The 17,385-nt window shown below is 62.9% G+C and carries 16 protein-coding genes; 11 read left to right on the top strand and 5 right to left on the bottom strand.

Annotated elements, in window-relative coordinates; genetic code table 11:
• Nucleotides 1–28: 28 nt before the first annotated feature.
• Nucleotides 29–760, top strand: coding sequence for a phosphatase PAP2 family protein (locus NKI35_RS20350; RefSeq protein WP_352741325.1), 732 nt, complete (start codon nucleotides 29–31; stop codon nucleotides 758–760).
• A 38-nt stretch (nucleotides 761–798) separates the two neighbouring features.
• Here the strand turns inward: NKI35_RS20350 and NKI35_RS20355 are convergent, their stop codons facing one another.
• Together NKI35_RS20355 and NKI35_RS20360 are read right to left on the bottom strand one after the other, a co-directional pair.
• Nucleotides 799–1,446 carry an FMN-binding negative transcriptional regulator gene (locus NKI35_RS20355; protein ID WP_023690215.1) on the bottom strand — a complete coding sequence of 216 codons (648 nt, stop codon included), beginning with the start codon at nucleotides 1,444–1,446 and terminating at the stop codon, nucleotides 799–801.
• Nucleotides 1,447–1,658: 212 nt separating this feature from the next.
• On the bottom strand, nucleotides 1,659–2,333 hold the full coding sequence (locus NKI35_RS20360) for an alpha/beta hydrolase (protein WP_023669128.1): 675 nt from the start codon (nucleotides 2,331–2,333) through the stop codon (nucleotides 1,659–1,661).
• A 255-nt stretch (nucleotides 2,334–2,588) separates the two neighbouring features.
• On the opposite strand from NKI35_RS20360, the gene NKI35_RS20365 reads away from it, so the two are divergent.
• The 7 genes from NKI35_RS20365 (at nucleotide 2,589) to sufA (ending at nucleotide 9,815) form a co-directional block, all read left to right on the top strand.
• The gene (locus NKI35_RS20365) at nucleotides 2,589–3,752 is read left to right on the top strand and encodes a cysteine desulfurase family protein (protein WP_352741326.1); all 1,164 of its coding nucleotides are present in this window, start codon (nucleotides 2,589–2,591) and stop codon (nucleotides 3,750–3,752) included.
• 187 nt (nucleotides 3,753–3,939) lie between these two features.
• Nucleotides 3,940–5,457: a Fe-S cluster assembly protein SufB gene (gene sufB, locus NKI35_RS20370; RefSeq protein WP_023706434.1), complete on the top strand. Its 1,518-nt coding sequence runs from the start codon at nucleotides 3,940–3,942 to the stop codon at nucleotides 5,455–5,457.
• Between the two features lie 29 nt (nucleotides 5,458–5,486).
• Entirely contained in the window at nucleotides 5,487–6,242 is a 756-nt protein-coding gene (sufC, locus tag NKI35_RS20375; RefSeq protein ID WP_023734519.1) for a Fe-S cluster assembly ATPase SufC, read from the top strand.
• A gap of 40 nt (nucleotides 6,243–6,282) precedes the next feature.
• Entirely contained in the window at nucleotides 6,283–7,551 is a 1,269-nt protein-coding gene (sufD, locus tag NKI35_RS20380) for a Fe-S cluster assembly protein SufD (RefSeq protein WP_023734520.1), read from the top strand.
• A 128-nt stretch (nucleotides 7,552–7,679) separates the two neighbouring features.
• Nucleotides 7,680–8,921, top strand: coding sequence for a cysteine desulfurase (locus NKI35_RS20385; RefSeq protein ID WP_023684864.1), 1,242 nt, complete (start codon nucleotides 7,680–7,682; stop codon nucleotides 8,919–8,921).
• Between the two features lie 21 nt (nucleotides 8,922–8,942).
• Nucleotides 8,943–9,329 (top strand): SUF system Fe-S cluster assembly protein, encoded by a 387-nt coding sequence (locus NKI35_RS20390; RefSeq protein WP_023709315.1) that lies wholly within the window; start codon nucleotides 8,943–8,945, stop codon nucleotides 9,327–9,329.
• A gap of 105 nt (nucleotides 9,330–9,434) precedes the next feature.
• Nucleotides 9,435–9,815 (top strand): Fe-S cluster assembly scaffold SufA, encoded by a 381-nt coding sequence (gene sufA, locus NKI35_RS20395; protein ID WP_013532156.1) that lies wholly within the window; start codon nucleotides 9,435–9,437, stop codon nucleotides 9,813–9,815.
• A 143-nt stretch (nucleotides 9,816–9,958) separates the two neighbouring features.
• On the opposite strand, the gene NKI35_RS20400 is transcribed toward sufA, so the two are convergent.
• Nucleotides 9,959–10,456, bottom strand: coding sequence for a GFA family protein (locus NKI35_RS20400; RefSeq protein ID WP_023834176.1), 498 nt, complete (start codon nucleotides 10,454–10,456; stop codon nucleotides 9,959–9,961).
• 83 nt (nucleotides 10,457–10,539) lie between these two features.
• Between NKI35_RS20400 and NKI35_RS20405 the strand changes: the two genes are divergently transcribed.
• Complete coding sequence (locus NKI35_RS20405) at nucleotides 10,540–10,863, top strand: TfoX/Sxy family protein (protein ID WP_023669120.1); 324 nt, start codon at nucleotides 10,540–10,542, stop codon at nucleotides 10,861–10,863.
• A gap of 201 nt (nucleotides 10,864–11,064) precedes the next feature.
• Here the strand turns inward: NKI35_RS20405 and NKI35_RS20410 are convergent, their stop codons facing one another.
• Nucleotides 11,065–11,982, bottom strand: coding sequence for a pseudouridine-5'-phosphate glycosidase (locus tag NKI35_RS20410; RefSeq protein WP_352741327.1), 918 nt, complete (start codon nucleotides 11,980–11,982; stop codon nucleotides 11,065–11,067).
• A gap of 70 nt (nucleotides 11,983–12,052) precedes the next feature.
• Entirely contained in the window at nucleotides 12,053–12,997 is a 945-nt protein-coding gene (locus NKI35_RS20415; protein ID WP_352741328.1) for a carbohydrate kinase family protein, read from the bottom strand.
• A gap of 282 nt (nucleotides 12,998–13,279) precedes the next feature.
• Between NKI35_RS20415 and recA the strand changes: the two genes are divergently transcribed.
• Both recA and alaS read left to right on the top strand, forming a co-directional pair.
• On the top strand, nucleotides 13,280–14,383 hold the full coding sequence (gene recA, locus NKI35_RS20420; RefSeq protein WP_023669117.1) for a recombinase RecA: 1,104 nt from the start codon (nucleotides 13,280–13,282) through the stop codon (nucleotides 14,381–14,383).
• Between the two features lie 271 nt (nucleotides 14,384–14,654).
• Nucleotides 14,655–17,321, top strand: a complete 2,667-nt coding sequence (alaS, locus tag NKI35_RS20425) for an alanine--tRNA ligase (protein WP_352741346.1) — start codon at nucleotides 14,655–14,657, stop codon at nucleotides 17,319–17,321.
• The last annotated feature ends 64 nt before the right edge of the window (nucleotides 17,322–17,385 follow it).

Genomic DNA, 17,385 nt, shown 5'->3' on the forward strand with positions numbered 1-17,385 from the left:
GTGGTCGGTCTGGGTTGTGGCCTGGCTTTTGCTGACGATCGCGGTGTCGCTCCGTTTCGACCATCTTGCAGGGACCATGGCGAGGGAGTGGGCTTCAGGCTCGACCAATATCTTCCGCATCGCCGAGTTTTTTACCTTCTTCGGCCTAGGCGGCTGGTATCTTGTCCCGTCGGTACTGGTGCTGATTGCCGCGAATCTGACGGATTGGCGCAGCCTTTCCCGGCGCGCGCGGATGACCTTCTACAACTGGACCTGCTTTGCCTTCATGGTGCTGGGTTCGATCGCACTCTCGGCCATGGTCGTCAACGTGCTGAAATATGGCGTGGGCAGAGCCAGGCCGATGAATTTCGACAAGCTCGGCGATCTGTCGCTGCATCCTTTTTCCTTGGAGGCGCGCTTTGCCAGCTTCCCGTCCGGCCATGCCACGACCATGGGCGTCATTTTCGGCATTGCACTGCTGTTGTTGCCCCGGCGCAGATGGGTGCTGCTGGCTGCAACCTTGTCGGTCGCATCGACCCGGATCTTTATCGGCGCGCACTATCCGAGCGACACTGTCGCCGGCTTCGGCCTTGGCTGTGCTGTTGCCATCGTCTGTGCGATGGTGCTTGGCCGGCTGGGATGTATCTTCCGCTACACGGCGTCGGGGTTGCCGGTGGCAAAAACTACGTTCCGCCTATTCCGTCGGGCTCGCAAACCAAACCAAAACGATGCGCCGAGACAGACGAATTTCGGCATTGGAGCAGCGCCGGCAAGCAACTGAATTGCTGACGCCTTTGGAACCATCTAAGACCACCCCAGCTAGCTGTCGATGCCACCCCAACTCCGCACCAGCCGAGCCATGTCAGGCGCGCTGGCGGCTTCCTTCTCCAGCCCTTCGGCGACACCGACGCGGTCGGCGACAGGCCGGTTCTGGCTGACTTTCCACTTGCCGCTGATTTCGGCGATCTCGATCTCAAGCCCGACAATGCCCTTGATTTGCGACTGGATGAAGGTCGGCGGCGCATCGGTCACCGCCCAGGGTGCCTCGCGGGCGCCTTCCTGCGACAGCGTCAGCTCGGTGATCTGCTGTGCGATCCAGGCGGAATCCTCGATCACTCTGACGGTTCCTCGCACCTGGACAATGGCGTAGTTCCAGGTCGGCACGACCTTGCCGGTCTCGCGCTTGGTCTCGTACCAGGACGGCGTCACGTAGGCGTCGGCGCCCTGGAAGACGACCAGCACCGGCGATGTCGGATTGTCGGCCAGCTGACGCCATTGCGGGTTGGCCCTGGCCAGATGGGCGCGCAGCCGGCCATTCGGCCCAACCTCTGCATCAAGCAGGAAGGGAATGGCATTGGCGACCGGGCCATCGGTGCCGTTGGAGATCAGCAACCCCAGCGGATGCGTCCGGATCAGCCCGTGCAGGACGTCCGGCCGCGTTTCCTGGAAATGGGGAGGCTGGTACATGATCGGTCATGCCTTCTTGCGCTGGCTGAACCGGCATTGTGCACCGTTCAGCCGAGCCGCGCCACATGTCAGGCTGGCTTCACCGTTTGGATCAGCCGAAATGGCATTTTCGCGCCCATGATGGGCACGACTGTGACGGCATCGGACCGGGAGTTTTTGTTTTGACGCAATTCCGGACGGAAAACCCGTTTACACTTTTCCTGGAATTGCTCTTAGCGCAGCCGCTTCGGCCGCGGATCGGACAATTCGCCGGCCAGCCGTCGGTCGAGATAGTCGGCGCATTCCTCGAGCAGCAGATCGGCGTCGTTGGCGAAGAAGTGGTTGGCGCCTGGCAAGGTCTTCTGCGTGATGGTGATGCCCTTTTGCGTGTGCAGCTTGTCGACCAAGCCCTGCACATCCTTGGGCGGCGCCACCTTGTCGGCATCGCCATGGATGATCAGACCCGATGACGGGCAGGGCGCCAGGAACGAGAAATCATAGGTGTTGGGCTGCGGCGCGATCGAGATGAAGCCCTCGATCTCGGGCCGGCGCATCAGAAGCTGCATGCCGATCCAGGAGCCGAAGGAATAACCGGCCACCCAGCAGCTCTTGGAATCCGGATGCAGCGACTGCACCCAGTCGAGCGCTGCGGCGGCATCCGACAATTCGCCGGTGCCGTGGTCGAATTCGCCCTGGCTGCGGCCGATGCCGCGGAAGTTGAAGCGAAGCGTGGTGAAATCGCGCTTCTGGAACATGTAGAAGAGGTCATAGACGATCTTGTTGTTCATCGTGCCGCCGAATTGCGGATGCGGATGCAACACGATGGCAATCGGCGCGCTCTTCTCCTTGGAAGGCTGGTAGCGGCCCTCCAGGCGGCCGGCCGGACCGGTGAAAATGACCTCAGGCATGAAATACTCCAAATGGCATACGAATGCGCGGCGCCCGGAACAATTCTTACTCCAGCCCCAGCCCTTCCGGGCCTTGACGCAGGGCAAGCGTCTTCTTAGAAGCTAGTTTAGAATTGTTCAAAACTGGATAGCCAGCCGTGACGGCCCGGCCATCCTCGCCGCAAGCCGCGTAAATAGGACGTCTTGCCTTGCAATTTCAAGGAAATAACGCGCTATCCTTGCGGAAAGGGTCTTGACGGGATCGATTGGGTGAAAATGGCCGCAGCACGCGCCTATCTCGACTACAATGCCAGCGCGCCGCTCATTGCCGAGGCGCGCGAGGCGATGATTGCCGCGCTCGATCTCGTCGCCAATCCGTCGTCGGTGCATGCCGAGGGGCGCGCGGCGCGGCGCCTGATCGACACTGCCCGGCGCGATGTGGCAGCACTTGTCGGCGCCAAGGCCGAGCATGTCGTCTTCACCTCGGGCGCGACGGAAGCCGCATCGACGCTGCTGACGCCGGATTGGCGGATGGGCCGTGGCACGGTGCGGATGAGCCGGCTCCATGTGTGCGAGGCCGACCACCCTTGCCTGTTGAACGGCGGCCGCTTCCCGGCAACACAGGTTTCGCGGATCGGCGTCGACGCCGATGGCATTGCCGACCTCGCTCAGCTGACAGCCGCTCTGGCCGCGCATGACAAGGCCGAAGGCCTGCCGTTGGTCGCGATCCATGCCGCCAACAACGAGACCGGCGTTATCCAGCCGATCGAGGCAATCGCTGCAATCGTCAAGGCGGCGGGCGGCATTCTGGTGGTCGATGCCGTGCAGGCTGCGGGCCGCTTTTCCATCGATATGTCAGAGCCTTACGCCGACTATCTGATTCTGTCTTCGCACAAGATCGGCGGCCCCAAGGGCGTCGGCGCCATCGTTGCGGCAGCCGATCTGATGATGCCGAAGCCGCTGATCAATGGCGGCGGCCAGGAAAAGGGCCATCGCGGCGGCACCGAAAACCTGGCGGCCATCGCCGGCTTTGGCGCTGCCGCCCGGCTGGCTTTGGCTGGACTGAACCATGTCGATGCGCTCGCGCACCGGCGCGACGAGGTCGAAACCATCATCAAAACACTGGTGCCGGACGCAGAAATCTTCGGATCCGGCGCGCCAAGGCTTGCCAACACGACATTCTTCGCTATTCCCGGCGTCAAGGCCGAAACGGCGCAGATCGCGTTCGATCTGGCTGGCGTTGCGCTGTCGGCGGGATCGGCCTGTTCGTCGGGCAAGGTCGGGCCGAGCCATGTGCTGAAAGCCATGGGTTATGGCGACAGCCTGGGCGCTTTGCGCGTGTCCATCGGCCACGCAACGAGTGCCGGGGATATCGAACTGTTCCGTGCTGCGCTGGCCGGTATTGCCCAGCGCCGGGCGGGCAGGGAACAAGCCGCCTGAGGCGGCGACAAAGAATTCAGGCCTCGCGGCCTGGTAGAGCCGTGCGTTTGCAAGTGGCCGGGTGAATTCCCGGCCGAGACGCACTATATGAAACTTACGCCGCCCTCGGCGCCTCATGGGCAGCCCTCGGCGATGCCATAGTTTGAAAACTGTCGGGCCTTGACCCCGGCGTGGATGGAGAACGCTTATGCCTGCTGTGCAGGACACGATCGATCGGGTCCGAAAGATCGACGTCGACCAGTACAAATACGGATTCCAGACAGAGATCGCGATGGACAAGGCCCCCAAGGGCCTGAGCGAAGACATTATTCGCTTCATCTCTGCCAAGAAGGATGAACCGTCCTGGATGCTGGAATGGCGTCTGGAAGCCTATCGGCGCTGGCTGACGCTGGAAGAGCCGACCTGGGCGCGCGTCCATTATCCGAAGATCGACTTTCAGGACCTCTATTACTACGCGGCGCCCAAGAGCACGCCCGGCCCGACCTCGCTGAGCGACGTCGATCCCGAGCTGTTGAAGGTCTACGAGAAGCTCGGCATTCCGCTGCGGGAACAAGAAATCCTCGCCGGCGTGCAGAAGACCGACGTCTCCGATCTCGAGGAGCCCAGCGACAACGTCTACAAATCGGGCCGTGTCGCGGTCGACGCGGTGTTCGATTCCGTTTCCGTCGTCACCACGTTCAAGAAGGAGCTGGCGCAGGCCGGCGTCATCTTCTGCTCGATCTCGGAGGCCATCCGCGAGCATCCGGAGCTGGTCCAGAAATATCTCGGCTCGGTCGTGCCGACCTCCGACAATTTCTACGCCACGCTGAATTCGGCTGTCTTCACCGATGGCTCGTTCGTCTTCGTGCCCAAGGGCGTGCGCTGCCCGATGGAGCTGTCGACCTATTTCCGCATGAACGAGAAGAACACCGGCCAGTTCGAGCGCACGCTGATCATCGCCGAGGAGGGGGCTTACGTCTCCTATCTCGAAGGCTGCACGGCGCCGCAGCGCGACGAGAACCAGCTGCATGCCGCCGTCGTCGAACTGGTGGCGCTCGACGATGCCGAGATCAAATATTCGACGGTGCAGAACTGGTACCCCGGCGATGCCGAGGGCAAGGGCGGCATCTACAATTTCGTCACCAAGCGCGGCGACTGCCGCGGCCACCGTTCGAAGATCTCGTGGACACAGGTCGAGACCGGTTCGGCGATCACCTGGAAATATCCGAGCTGCATCCTGCGCGGCGACGATTCCTCCGGCGAGTTCTATTCGATCGCTGTGTCGAACGGCTACCAGCAGGTCGATAGCGGCACCAAGATGATCCATCTCGGCAAGAACACGTCGAGCCGCATCATCTCCAAGGGCATTGCCGCCGGCTTCTCGCAGAACACCTATCGCGGCCAGGTCTCGGCGCATCGCAAGGCGACCAACGCCCGCAACTTCACCAATTGCGATAGTCTCCTGATCGGCGACCAGTGCGGCGCCCACACCGTGCCCTACATGGAAGCCAAGAATTCGACGGCGCAGTTCGAGCACGAAGCGACGACGTCGAAGATTTCCGAGGACCAGAAATTCTACGTCATGCAGCGCGGCATTCCCGAGGAAGAGGCGATCGCGCTGATCGTCAACGGCTTCGTCAAGGATGTTATCCAGCAGCTGCCGATGGAGTTCGCGGTCGAAGCGCAGAAGCTTATCGGCATCAGCCTCGAGGGCTCGGTCGGCTGACCGGACAATATATATCCAGGAAAGAAAAAATGCTTGAGATCAAGAATCTGCATGCCCGCATCGTCGATGACGGTACCGAGATCATCCGCGGCCTGAACCTGACGGTGAAAGCCGGCGAGGTCGCCGCCATCATGGGGCCGAACGGCTCGGGCAAATCGACGCTGTCCTACATCCTCGCCGGCCGCGAGGATTATGAGGTCACCGAAGGCGACATCCTCTATAACGGCCAGTCGATCCTCGAAATGGATCCGGCCGAGCGCGCCACCGCGGGCATTTTTCTCGCCTTCCAGTATCCGATGGAGATACCTGGGGTCGCGACCATGGAATTCCTGAAAGTGGCGATGAACGAGCAGCGCAAGGCGCGCGGCGAGGAACCGCTGAAAATTCCGGAATTCCTGAAGCGGGTGAAGGAGGCGGCAGCCTCGCTCTCGATGGACATGGCGATGCTGAAGCGGCCGCTCAATGTCGGCTTCTCCGGCGGCGAGAAGAAGCGGGCCGAGATCCTGCAGATGAAGCTGCTGGAGCCGAAACTTTGCGTGCTCGACGAGACCGATTCCGGCCTCGATATCGATGCGCTGAAGATCGTCTCGGACGGCGTCAACGCGCTGCGCTCGCCCGACCGCGCCATCATCGTCATCACTCACTACCAGCGCCTGCTCGAGCACATCGTGCCCGATAGCGTGCACGTCCTATACAAGGGCCAGGTGATCAAGTCCGGCGACAAGTCGCTGGCGCTCGATCTCGAAGCCAATGGCTATGCCGGCGTGATCGGCGAAGCCGCGTGAGATGCCAGGTCATTTTGTACCAAAAGACAGGGCCAAGCTTATGAACATGCATTCGACACCCCAGCGCACCCAGGCTGAAACGGCGTTGATCGACGCTTTCGGCGAGCGGCTGTCGCTGCTGCCGGGCGACGGTGCGGTGATGCTGAAGCGCGACGACGCCATCGAGGCGATCAAGCACGGGCTGCCGACGCGGCGCATCGAATCCTGGCATTACACTGACCTGCGCCGGCTGTTGACCGCGGTGCCGGCATTCGATCCGACGGCCGCCGCCAAAACGCTAACGCCCATCGTCGAAGGTTCCGCCGTGCTGGCGGTTCTGAACGGCGTCTCGAGTGCGAAATTCCCCGCGATCGAGGGCGTGACGATCCAGCGCCTGTCGGAAAAGCTGACCGACGGCTCGATTGCGCCCGGCCTCGACCCCTATGGCAGCGATGACGCCATCGGCGCGCTGAACACTGCTTTCGTCGCCGACGGCTATTTGGTCGACGTCGCCGATGGCGCAGCACTGGAGAAGCCGATCGAATTGCAGAACCTGCAAGCCGGCGGACAGACCCATGTGCGCTTTCCCGTGCGTGTCGGCGCCGGCGCCAAGGCTGCGATCGTCGAGCGTCAGGCGGGCGAGGGCGCGGCTCTGGCCAGCTCCGTCAGCCAGCTGGTGTTGGGCGAGGGCGCCGAGGTGACCTGGCTGATCATCCAGGAACAGCCGGAAACGGCCACCCATCTGGCGCAGTTCAAGGCGCATCTCGGCAAGAATTCGAAGCTGACGCTGTTCTTCATGAATGCCGGCGGCAAGCTTGTGCGCCAGGAGATCGTGGTGAAGACCACGGGCGAAGGCGCCGACTTCAAATTGCGCGGCATCAACCTTCTGGCCGGCGACACCCACACCGACGTGACAATGGTGCTCGACCATGCCGTGCCGCACACGACATCGACGGAAGTGATCCGCAATGTCGTGACCGGCAAGGCGCGCGGCGTCTTCCAGGGCCGCATCAACGTCCACCAATACGCGCAGAAGACCAACGCCAAGATGGCCTGCAACACGCTGCTTTTGTCGGATGATGGCGAGTTCTCGACCAAGCCGGAGCTGGAAATCTTCGCCGACGACGTCATCTGCGGCCACGGCGCGACCGTTACCGAGATCGACCACAACCATCTGTTCTACCTGATGGCGCGCGGCATCGACGAGAAGAGCGCCCGTGGCCTGCTGGTCAAGGCGTTCGTCGCCGAAGTGATCGAGGAACTGGACGACGAAACCATCGTCGAGGCCCTGGAAACAAGGCTGGACGACTGGTTCGTGGCGCATGGGTAGCGCCTCCCCTTCTCCCCTTGTGGGTCCGAAGGACGGGCGAGGCAAGTGACTCGCCCCGGGCGGTGGCCGAGCGAAGCTCGGTCGGGTGAGGGGTGACGAAGTGAGGCGGTGCCTGAAGAGAGCTTGTAATGGACCAGAAGATCGAAACAACCCCATACGACGTCGAGGCGATCCGCCGCGACTTCCCGATCCTGTCGCGCGAAGTCTACGGCAAACCGCTGGTCTATCTCGACAATGGCGCCTCGGCGCAGAAGCCGCAGGTGGTGCTGGATACGATCCAGCACGCCTATTCCCAGGAATACGCCAACGTGCATCGCGGCCTGCATTTCCTGTCGAATGCCGCAACCGACGCTTATGAGAAGGCACGCGAGACGGTGCGCCGTTTCCTCAATGCGCCAAGCACCGACAACATCGTCTTCACCTCGAACACGACCGCGGCGATCAACACCGTGGCTTACGGCTATGGCATGCCCAATATCGGCGCGGGCGACGAGATCGTGCTGTCGATCATGGAGCACCACTCCAACATCGTGCCGTGGCATTTCATCCGGGAACGGCAGGGCGCCAAGCTGGTCTGGGTGCCGGTCGACGATCTCGGCATCTTCCACATCGAGGAATTCGAAAAGCGCCTGACCGACAAGACCAAGCTCGTCGCCATTACGCATATGTCGAACGCGCTGGGCACGGTAACCCCGATCAAGGAGATCGTGCGCATCGCGCATTCGCGTGGAATTCCCGTACTTGTCGACGGCAGCCAGAGCGCCGTGCACATGCCGATCGACGTCCAGGACCTCGATTGCGATTTCTTCGTCTTCACCGGCCACAAGGTCTACGGGCCCTCCGGCATCGGCGTGCTCTACGGCAAGAAGGACATTCTGCAGGGCATGCGCCCCTTCATGGGCGGCGGCGAAATGATCGAGGAGGTGACTGAAGACATCGTCACCTACAACGAGCCGCCGCACCGCTTCGAGGCCGGCACGCCGCCGATCGTGCAGGCGATTGGCCTGGGTGCAGCATTGGAATACATGGAAAAGGTTGGCCGCGAGCGCATTGCCGCCCATGAGGCCGATCTCAAGACCTATGCGCATGAACGGCTGCGCGCCATCAACTCGCTGCGCATCTTCGGCGACGCGCCGGACAAGGGCGCCATCATTTCTTTCGAATTGCAGGGCATTCATGCCCATGACGTGTCGATGGTGATAGACAGGCAGGGTGTTGCCGTCCGCGCGGGCACCCATTGCGCCCAGCCGCTGTTGAAACGCTTTGGCGTAACCTCCACATGCAGGGCATCGTTCGGCATGTATAATACCAGGGCCGAAGTCGACGCTTTGGCCGATGCGCTGGAAAAAGCGCGCAAGTTCTTCGGGTGACAGGTTCTTTGGATGACGACCATGGATGATGCGAGCCACACCACCGCGCCGGAAGCAGCCATCAATCCGCTGGTTTCCGCCTCGGCCATTCCCGCCGACGAGCTGGCGCGGCTGACCGACGACATCGTCTCGGCGCTGAAGACCGTCTATGACCCGGAAATCCCGGCCGACATCTATGAGCTCGGCCTCATCTACAAGATCGACATCGAGGACAACCGCGCGGTCAAGATCGACATGACGCTGACCGCGCCCGGCTGTCCGGTGGCCGGCGAAATGCCCGGCTGGGTGGAAAACGCCGTCGGCGCCGTCGAAGGCGTCTCCGGCGTCGAGGTCAACATGACCTTCGACCCGCCCTGGTCGCCCGACCGCATGTCGGAAGAGGCGCAGGTGGCGGTGGGCTGGTACTAGGTTGACTGAGGTTGGTGCACTTGCACCAGTGGTAAAACTTCACCATTTTAGGTGAGGAATCATTCGGCAGGCCTTGAACCTGCATGGAATGGAAGAGGAAAAAGAATGGGACGCTTCGCCGTCATCACGATGACCGAAAAGGCAGCCGACCGGGTGCGCGAGATCGTCGCCACGCGCGACAATGCGCATGGCATTCGCCTCGGCATCAAGAAGGGCGGCTGCGCCGGCATGGAATACACGGTCGACCTGGTGACCGAGCCCAACACCAAGGACGACCATATCGAACGCGACGGCGCGCATGTCTATGTCGCGCCCGAGGCTGCCCTTTTCCTGTTCGGCACCGAGATGGATTTCGAGCAGACCACGCTGCGCACCGGCTTCACCTTCCACAACCCGAACCAGAGTTCGGCCTGCGGCTGCGGCGAATCCGTCGAACTGAAGCCCGCCGACCTGAAGGCGCTGGCTGAGGCGCGCGCTTCGGCCTGATCTTCCTTATCCCCGTTCACGGGGAGGTGAGGAATGGTCCGCGCAGCGGGCGAAAAGCCAATTGCTTGGCTTTTCGAATGACGAACGGCCCGAAGGGCCGGGTGAGGGGCAGTGCTAACCATCGCAAGTCGCGCTCCGAGCCCTCACTTCACCCACATCTTCGTCCGCTTGTGCCAGTCGGCGATCGATTCCTCGGGATAGACGTCGAAGACCTTGTCCTTTTTGCCGATCACCGGCTCGACCCAACTCGCCTTGTATTTCAACATCAGATGCACCTTCTCCGGCGGCTTCGGCAACTCGCTGTCGATTGCCGAGGCGAACGGGTGCACCAGTTCCGGCCAGGTCGGATCGTAGAGCCAGAGCGCCGAACCGCACTTCTTGCAGAAATTGCGCTCGCCGGTCGAAATCTCGCAGTTTGGATGCTCGTCGTCCGCGATCTCGGCCTGGTAGACGCCGAGATTGCGCTTGCCCTTGATTTTCAGCGTCTTGTAATCGGCGCCGAGATTGATGGCGAAGCCGCCGCCGCCCTGCTGCTTGCGGCAGATCGAGCAGTAGCACAGCATGAACGGCACCGGCGTGTTGCTCTCCACCTCGAAATGGACGGCATCGCAGCGGCAGGATCCCTTGAGCAGCAGCGGCATGACAGAACTCCGACGGATGGCTCTCAACTTGCCAGCATGGTTTTTGGTTGCAGCCGTGGCAAGCCCGGTGACATGATTGCGGCATGGACAATGAACGCATCGAAGAACTGTTCGAAGGCCTCGGCCCGGTCAGTATCCGAAAACTGTTCGGCGGCAAGGGTATCTATTTCGACGGCGTCATCGTCGCTATCGTGCTGCGCGGCGAATTGCTGCTCAAGGCTGACGAGCAAAGCGCGCCCGACTTCGAAGCCGCCGGCTGCAAGCAATGGACCTATACCGGCACCCGCCACGGCAAGCTGGTCGCGATGCCGTACTGGAGCATTCCCGACGACGCGTTTGATGATCCTGACGAGATGAGGGTGTGGGCGCGTCGGGCTTATGAGGCGGGACGAAGGGCGGGGAAGTGAACCGGGACCGCCGCGTTTCTTCCCACCCCCCTCTGTCCTGCCGGACATCTCCCCCGCAAGGGGGGAGATCAGTTGTCACATTGGCCTTCGCCAATCACCAACGTTGAAAATGGGAGCCTGCGGCTAAGCTGTTAATCTCCCTCCTTGCGGGGGAGATGGCCGGCAGGCCAGGGGGGTGCTGTCCCGCCGACGTAGGCGATCCTACAGCGCCTTCGCAATCCTCGCCGCCAACCGCGCATTGTTCTCGACCAGCGCGATGTTGGTCTTCAAGCTCCGGCCGCCGGTCAGTTCGAGGATTTTGCCCAACAGGAACGGCGTCACCGCCTTTCCGGTCACATTCTGCACTTCCGCCGCCTTCTGCGCGGCCTCGATATAGCCGGCCATCTCGTCGGCCGGGATTTCATCGTCCTGCGGCACCGGGTTGGCGATCAGCATGCCGCCGACCAGGCCAAGTGCCGCCCTGGTCTTGTAGAAATGCGCGATCTCTTCCGGTCTGTGCAGGGTCAGCGGCGCGCGGAACGGCGAATGCCGCGACCAGAAGGCCGGCATCGTCTCGCAGCCATGGCCAATCACCGGCACGCCGCGCGTCTCCAGCACTTCCAGCGTCTTTTCGATGTCGAGGATCGCCTTGGCGCCGGCCGAGACGACGATGACCGGCGTGCGCGCCAACTCGTCGAGATCGGCCGAGATGTCGAAGCTCTTTTCCGCGCCCTTGTGGACGCCGCCAATGCCGCCGGTGGCGAACACCTTCATCCCGACCATGTCGGCGGCGATCATGGTGGCGGCGACCGTGGTGCCGCCGGTGCGGCCTTGCGCCACCGCAAAGCCGAGGTCGGCGCGCGACAGCTTCATGGCATCGGCGGTCATGGCCAGCGACTCGCGCTCGCCGTCGGACAGTCCGATCTTGATGCGGCCGGCGACCACGGCGATCGTCGCCGGCACCGCGCCATTGTCCAGGATGATCTTTTCGACATTGGCGGCCATGGCGCCATTGTCGGGGTAAGGCATGCCATGGGTGATGATGGTGCTTTCCAGCGCCACGACGGGGCGGCCAGCGGCGAGCGCCTCGGCCACGGGCGCGTGGAGGTCGATGAAGGGGCGGGCGCTTTGCGGTGTCATGATGGTCTCCGATCCGGAGATCCGCGCGTCCGCTTGGACGTCGCGCTCCGGCAATGGCAATTGGCCGCCCTCATGCCATTTCCTGCGCGTCGGGCACAAGAGCCAGTGCCTCAGTGAAGGTCGCAATCGTGAAGGCCGGAACCGCGTCGGCGCTTTCAATGGCCAGCGTGGCGGCGGCAACGCCCTCGCGCAATGCCTGGCGCAGGGGCAGGCCGCGCAGCAGGGCAGCGATGGTGGCGCCGGCCAGCGCGTCGCCGGCGCCGGTGACGTCGGCGACTTTTCTCGGCGCCGGCGGCAGGATAGAGAAGGCGCCGGCTTCGTCGAATCCCAGCACCGGGCCGTCGCCCGCCGTCACCACGCCACTGGTGAGGCCGCTGCAGCGCAGTCCGTCGACGGTCTCGCGCTCGGTGGCATTGGCATCGACGCCGGCCAGCACCATGGCCTCGCGCCGGTTCATGAAGACCTGCGCGAGTTCCTTCAGCACCGGTATCAGCCGCACCACCTTGGCCGGCGAAATGGCGATGGCGAACACCGGCTTGCCGGCGGCGAGCCCCACCAGCCGCTCCAGCGCCGTTGATGGCAGATTGGCGTCGCAGAGCACCGCATCGGCCTCGGCGACCACCTCGCGCACCTTGGAGCGGCGGATCTGCTTGGGGAACGCCAAATCGTAGAGCGCCATATCGGCAAAGCCGGTGATCAGCTCGCCGTCGCGATCGATCAGCGCGGTGTAGCTCGGCGTCGTGCGGTCGAGGAAAACCGCCGACAGGTCGGCAATGCCGGAGTCGGCGATGGCGCGCGCAACCGTCTCGGCCGAGGCATCGCCGCCGCGCACCGACAAAAGCGAGGCCGAGACGCCGCGCCGCACCAGGCTGCGCAGCGCGTTGAAAACGCCGCCGCCGACAGCCTCGCGCATCGTGCCGGGGTTGGACGCCGCGGGCACGTACGTGCCCGACACCTGGCCGCGGCGATCGATATGGGCGCCGCCCACCGCCAGTATCTTTGCTGATTTCACCATGCCGGCGATATGACCTTTGTTTTTCGAACCGGACAAGCGCTAGGCTGTGCGACGGAGCTTCGCAGGCGAGCCGGCGATTCGGCCGATCGAAACAGCCGGAGCATCTGGCCCAATGGTGGATACATCCGGAAACGAAACCATGAGACAAAAAAAGAACAAATCCGGATAAAGATTGCTTTTCAGATATTTGACCCCTCTTGCCAAACGAGAACAAAAAAGGTACAAATAGGGCAGGGATTACGGATTGTCCGGCCTTCATTGACGACCAAGGGGTGATGTATCATGGCTCAGAATTCTTTGCGGCTTGTAGAGGACAAAGCGGTGGACAAATCAAAGGCTCTGGACGCGGCGCTGTCGCAAATCGAGCGCGCCTTCGGCAAGGGCTCGATCATGCGGCTGGGCGCCAACGAGCAGGTCGTCGAGATTGAAACCGTGCCGACCGGATCGCTTGGCCTCGACATCGCGCTTGGCGTCGGTGGCCTGCCGCGCGGCCGCATTGTCGAGATCTACGGGCCGGAAAGCTCGGGCAAGACGACGCTGGCGCTGCACACGGTGGCGGAAGCCCAGAAGAAGGGCGGCATCTGTGCCTTCGTTGATGCCGAGCACGCGCTCGACCCGGTCTATGCCCGCAAGCTCGGCGTCGATCTGGAAAACCTCTTGATCTCGCAGCCGGACACCGGCGAGCAGGCGCTGGAAATCTGCGACACGCTGGTGCGTTCCGGCGCCATCGACGTGCTGGTCGTCGATTCGGTGGCCGCCCTGACGCCGCGCGCTGAAATCGAGGGCGAGATGGGCGATTCGCTGCCCGGTCTCCAGGCGCGTCTGATGAGCCAGGCGCTGCGCAAGCTGACTGCCTCGATCTCGCGCTCCAACACCATGGTCATCTTCATCAACCAGATCCGCATGAAGATCGGCGTCATGTTCGGTTCGCCGGAAACCACGACCGGCGGCAACGCGCTGAAATTCTACGCTTCGGTGCGCCTCGACATCCGCCGCATCGGCTCGGTCAAGGACCGCGACGAGGTCGTCGGCAACCAGACCCGCGTCAAGGTGGTCAAGAACAAGCTGGCGCCGCCCTTCAAGGTGGTCGAGTTCGACATCATGTATGGCGAGGGCGTCTCCAAGACCGGCGAACTGGTCGATCTCGGCGTCAAGGCCGGCGTGGTCGAGAAGTCCGGCGCCTGGTTCTCCTACAATTCGCAGCGTCTCGGCCAAGGTCGCGAAAACGCCAAACTGTTCCTGCGCGACAATCCCGACACGGCGCGTGAGATCGAACTTGCGCTGCGGCAGAATGCCGGGCTGATCGCCGAGAAATTTCTTGAAAATGGTGGCCCCGAGCGCGGCGAAAGCGACGACGGCTTCGAGGAAGAATCCGGCGCCATGTAGGGCACGGCCAGAGTTCGGCCATAAATCCAGTCTATTATCCGATGCTTAAGTAACCGAGTTCTTTAGTATTGCGTTTCAAACCGCCGGCCTTCGCGCTGGCGGTTTTCGTTTTTGGGCAGCGTGAAGCCGGCTTGGCAGTTGCCGGATTGGCCCAATTCCGTGTTTCTGGACAGGGTGGGGCGTGCCCGCTAAAAGGCCAAGTCAATCTTCTAAAAAGCAGAGACCAGTGTCCGCCGGCCGTGCCGGCGGTTTTCGCGAAAAGGCAGCACTCATGAGTGGCGTGAACGAGATCCGGTCGACATTCCTCGACTATTTCCGCAAGGAGGGCCACGAGGTCGTGGCCTCGAGCCCGCTGGTGCCGCGCAACGACCCGACGCTGATGTTCACCAATGCCGGCATGGTGCAGTTCAAGAACGTCTTCACCGGCCTGGAGAAGCGGTCCTATTCGCGCGCCACCACTGCGCAGAAAAGCGTGCGCGCCGGCGGCAAGCACAACGACCTCGACAATGTCGGCTACACCGCGCGCCATCTGACCTTCTTCGAAATGCTCGGCAATTTCTCCTTCGGCGACTATTTCAAGGAGCGCGCCATCGAACTGGCCTGGAACCTGATCACCAAGGAGTTCGGGCTGAACAAGGACAAGCTGCTGGTCACCGTCTATCACACCGATGACGAGGCGGCCGGCTTCTGGAAGAAGATCGCCGGTTTCTCCGATGACCGCATCATCCGCATCCCGACCTCCGACAATTTCTGGGCTATGGGCGACACCGGACCGTGCGGGCCGTGCTCGGAAATCTTCATCGACCGTGGCGAGCACATCTGGGGCGGCCCTCCCGGCAGCCCGGAGGAGGACGGCGACCGCTTCCTTGAATTCTGGAACCTGGTGTTCATGCAATATGAGCAGGTCACCAAGGATGAGCGCATCGACCTGCCGCGGCCGTCGATCGACACCGGCATGGGCCTGGAGCGCATGGCCTCCATCCTGCAAGGGGTGGAGAGCGTCTTCGAGACCGACCTGTTCCGTCATCTGATCGATGCGGCCTCGTCAGCGCTCGGGCAGGGACCCGACAAGGAGACGGTCGCCTCCTTCCGCGTCATTGCCGATCATCTGCGCTCGTCCTCTTTCCTGGTGGCCGATGGCGTGCTGCCGTCGAACGAAGGCCGCGGCTATGTGCTGCGCCGCATCATGCGCCGCGCCATGCGCCATGCGCAGTTGCTCGGCGCCAAGGAGCCGTTGATGTGGAAGCTGGTGCCGGCGCTAATGCGTGAGATGGGCCAGGCCTATCCCGAACTGCTGCGCGGCGAACAGCTGATTACCGAGACGCTGAAGCTCGAGGAGACCAGGTTCCGCAAGACGCTGGTGCGCGGCCTCGGCCTGCTCTCGGAGGCGACGGATACGCTGCACGCCGGCGATATGCTGGATGGCGAGACGGCGTTCAAGCTCTATGACACGTACGGCTTCCCGCTCGATCTGACGCAGGACGCACTGCGCCAGCGCAACATCTCGGTCGACCTTGCCGGCTTCACCCATGCGATGGAGCAGCAGAAGGCCGAAGCGCGCAAGCATTGGGCTGGCTCCGGCGACGCGGCCACCGAGACCATCTGGTTTTCTGTACGCGAGAAGGCCGGCGCCACCGAATTCCTCGGCTACGAGACCGAACAGGCGGAAGGCCTCATCCAGGCCCTGGTCAAGGACGGCAAGACAGTCGATAGCGCCGGCAAGGGCGACGCGGTGGCGGTGGTCGTCAACCAGACGCCGTTCTATGGCGAGTCGGGCGGCCAGATGGGCGACACCGGCATCATCTCCGGCGAAGGTTTCTCGATCGAGGTTTCCGACACGCAGAAAAAGGCCGACGGCCTGTTCGTGCATCTGGGCAAGGTGACGAACGGCACGGTCAAGCCAGGTGCAGCCGTCGAGCTGAAGGTTGACCATGCGCGCCGCACCCGGCTGCGTGCCAACCATTCGGCAACGCATCTGATCCATGAGGCGCTGCGCGAGGTGCTGGGCACCCATGTCGCGCAGAAAGGTTCGCTGGTCGCGCCCGAGCGCCTGCGCTTCGACATCTCGCACAACAAGCCGATCTCGGCCGAAGATCTCGAAGAGGTCGAGCGCATGGCCAACGAAATCGTCGTCCAGAACAGCCCGGTGACGACGCGGCTGATGTCGGTCGACGACGCCATCGCCGAAGGCGCCATGGCGCTGTTCGGCGAAAAATACGGCGACGAGGTGCGTGTCGTCTCGATGGGCACCGGCGTGCATGGCGCCAAGGCCAATAGACCCTATTCCGTCGAACTTTGTGGCGGCACCCATGTCCGGGCGACCGGCGATATCGGCCTGGTCCGTGTCGTCTCCGACAGCGCAGTCGCCGCCGGCGTGCGCCGCATCGAGGCGCTGACCGGCGAAGCCGCACGAAAATATCTCGACGAGCAGGACAGACGCCTGAAGGCGACGGCGGCTGTGCTGAAGATCTCGCCGGCCGACGTGCCGGCGCGTGTCGAGACGCTGCTCGAGGAGCGCAAGAAGCTCGAGAAGGAGCTGAGCGAAGCGCGCAAGAAACTCGCGCTGGGCGGTGGTGCCGCGGCCGATGCTCCGGCCACCACCGAAACCGTCGCCGGTATCGGCTTCCTCGGCAAAGCGGTTTCCGGCGTGTCGCCGAAGGATTTGAAGCCGCTGGCCGATGCCGGCAAGACTTCGCTCGGCTCAGGCGTCGTCGTCTTCGTCGGTGCGGGCGAAGACAACAAGGCAAGCGTCGTGGTCGCAGTGACGGACGATCTCGTCGGCCGCTTCAGCGCTGTCGATCTTGTGCGCGTTGCCTCGGCCGCATTGGGCGGGCAGGGCGGTGGCGGACGGCCCGACATGGCGCAAGCCGGCGGCCCGGACGCCTCGAAGGCCAATGATGCGATCGCCGCGGTGAGGGCGGCGCTGGAGGCAGCCTGAAAGCCACCCTATGCCTTATCTGGTTTTGTGTGCGGCTTTCCGGCCTTCGCCGCCGTGCTTGCCA

The sequence above is a fragment of the Mesorhizobium sp. M0676 genome (assembly GCF_040320535.1).
GTDB lineage: Bacteria > Pseudomonadota > Alphaproteobacteria > Rhizobiales > Rhizobiaceae > Mesorhizobium.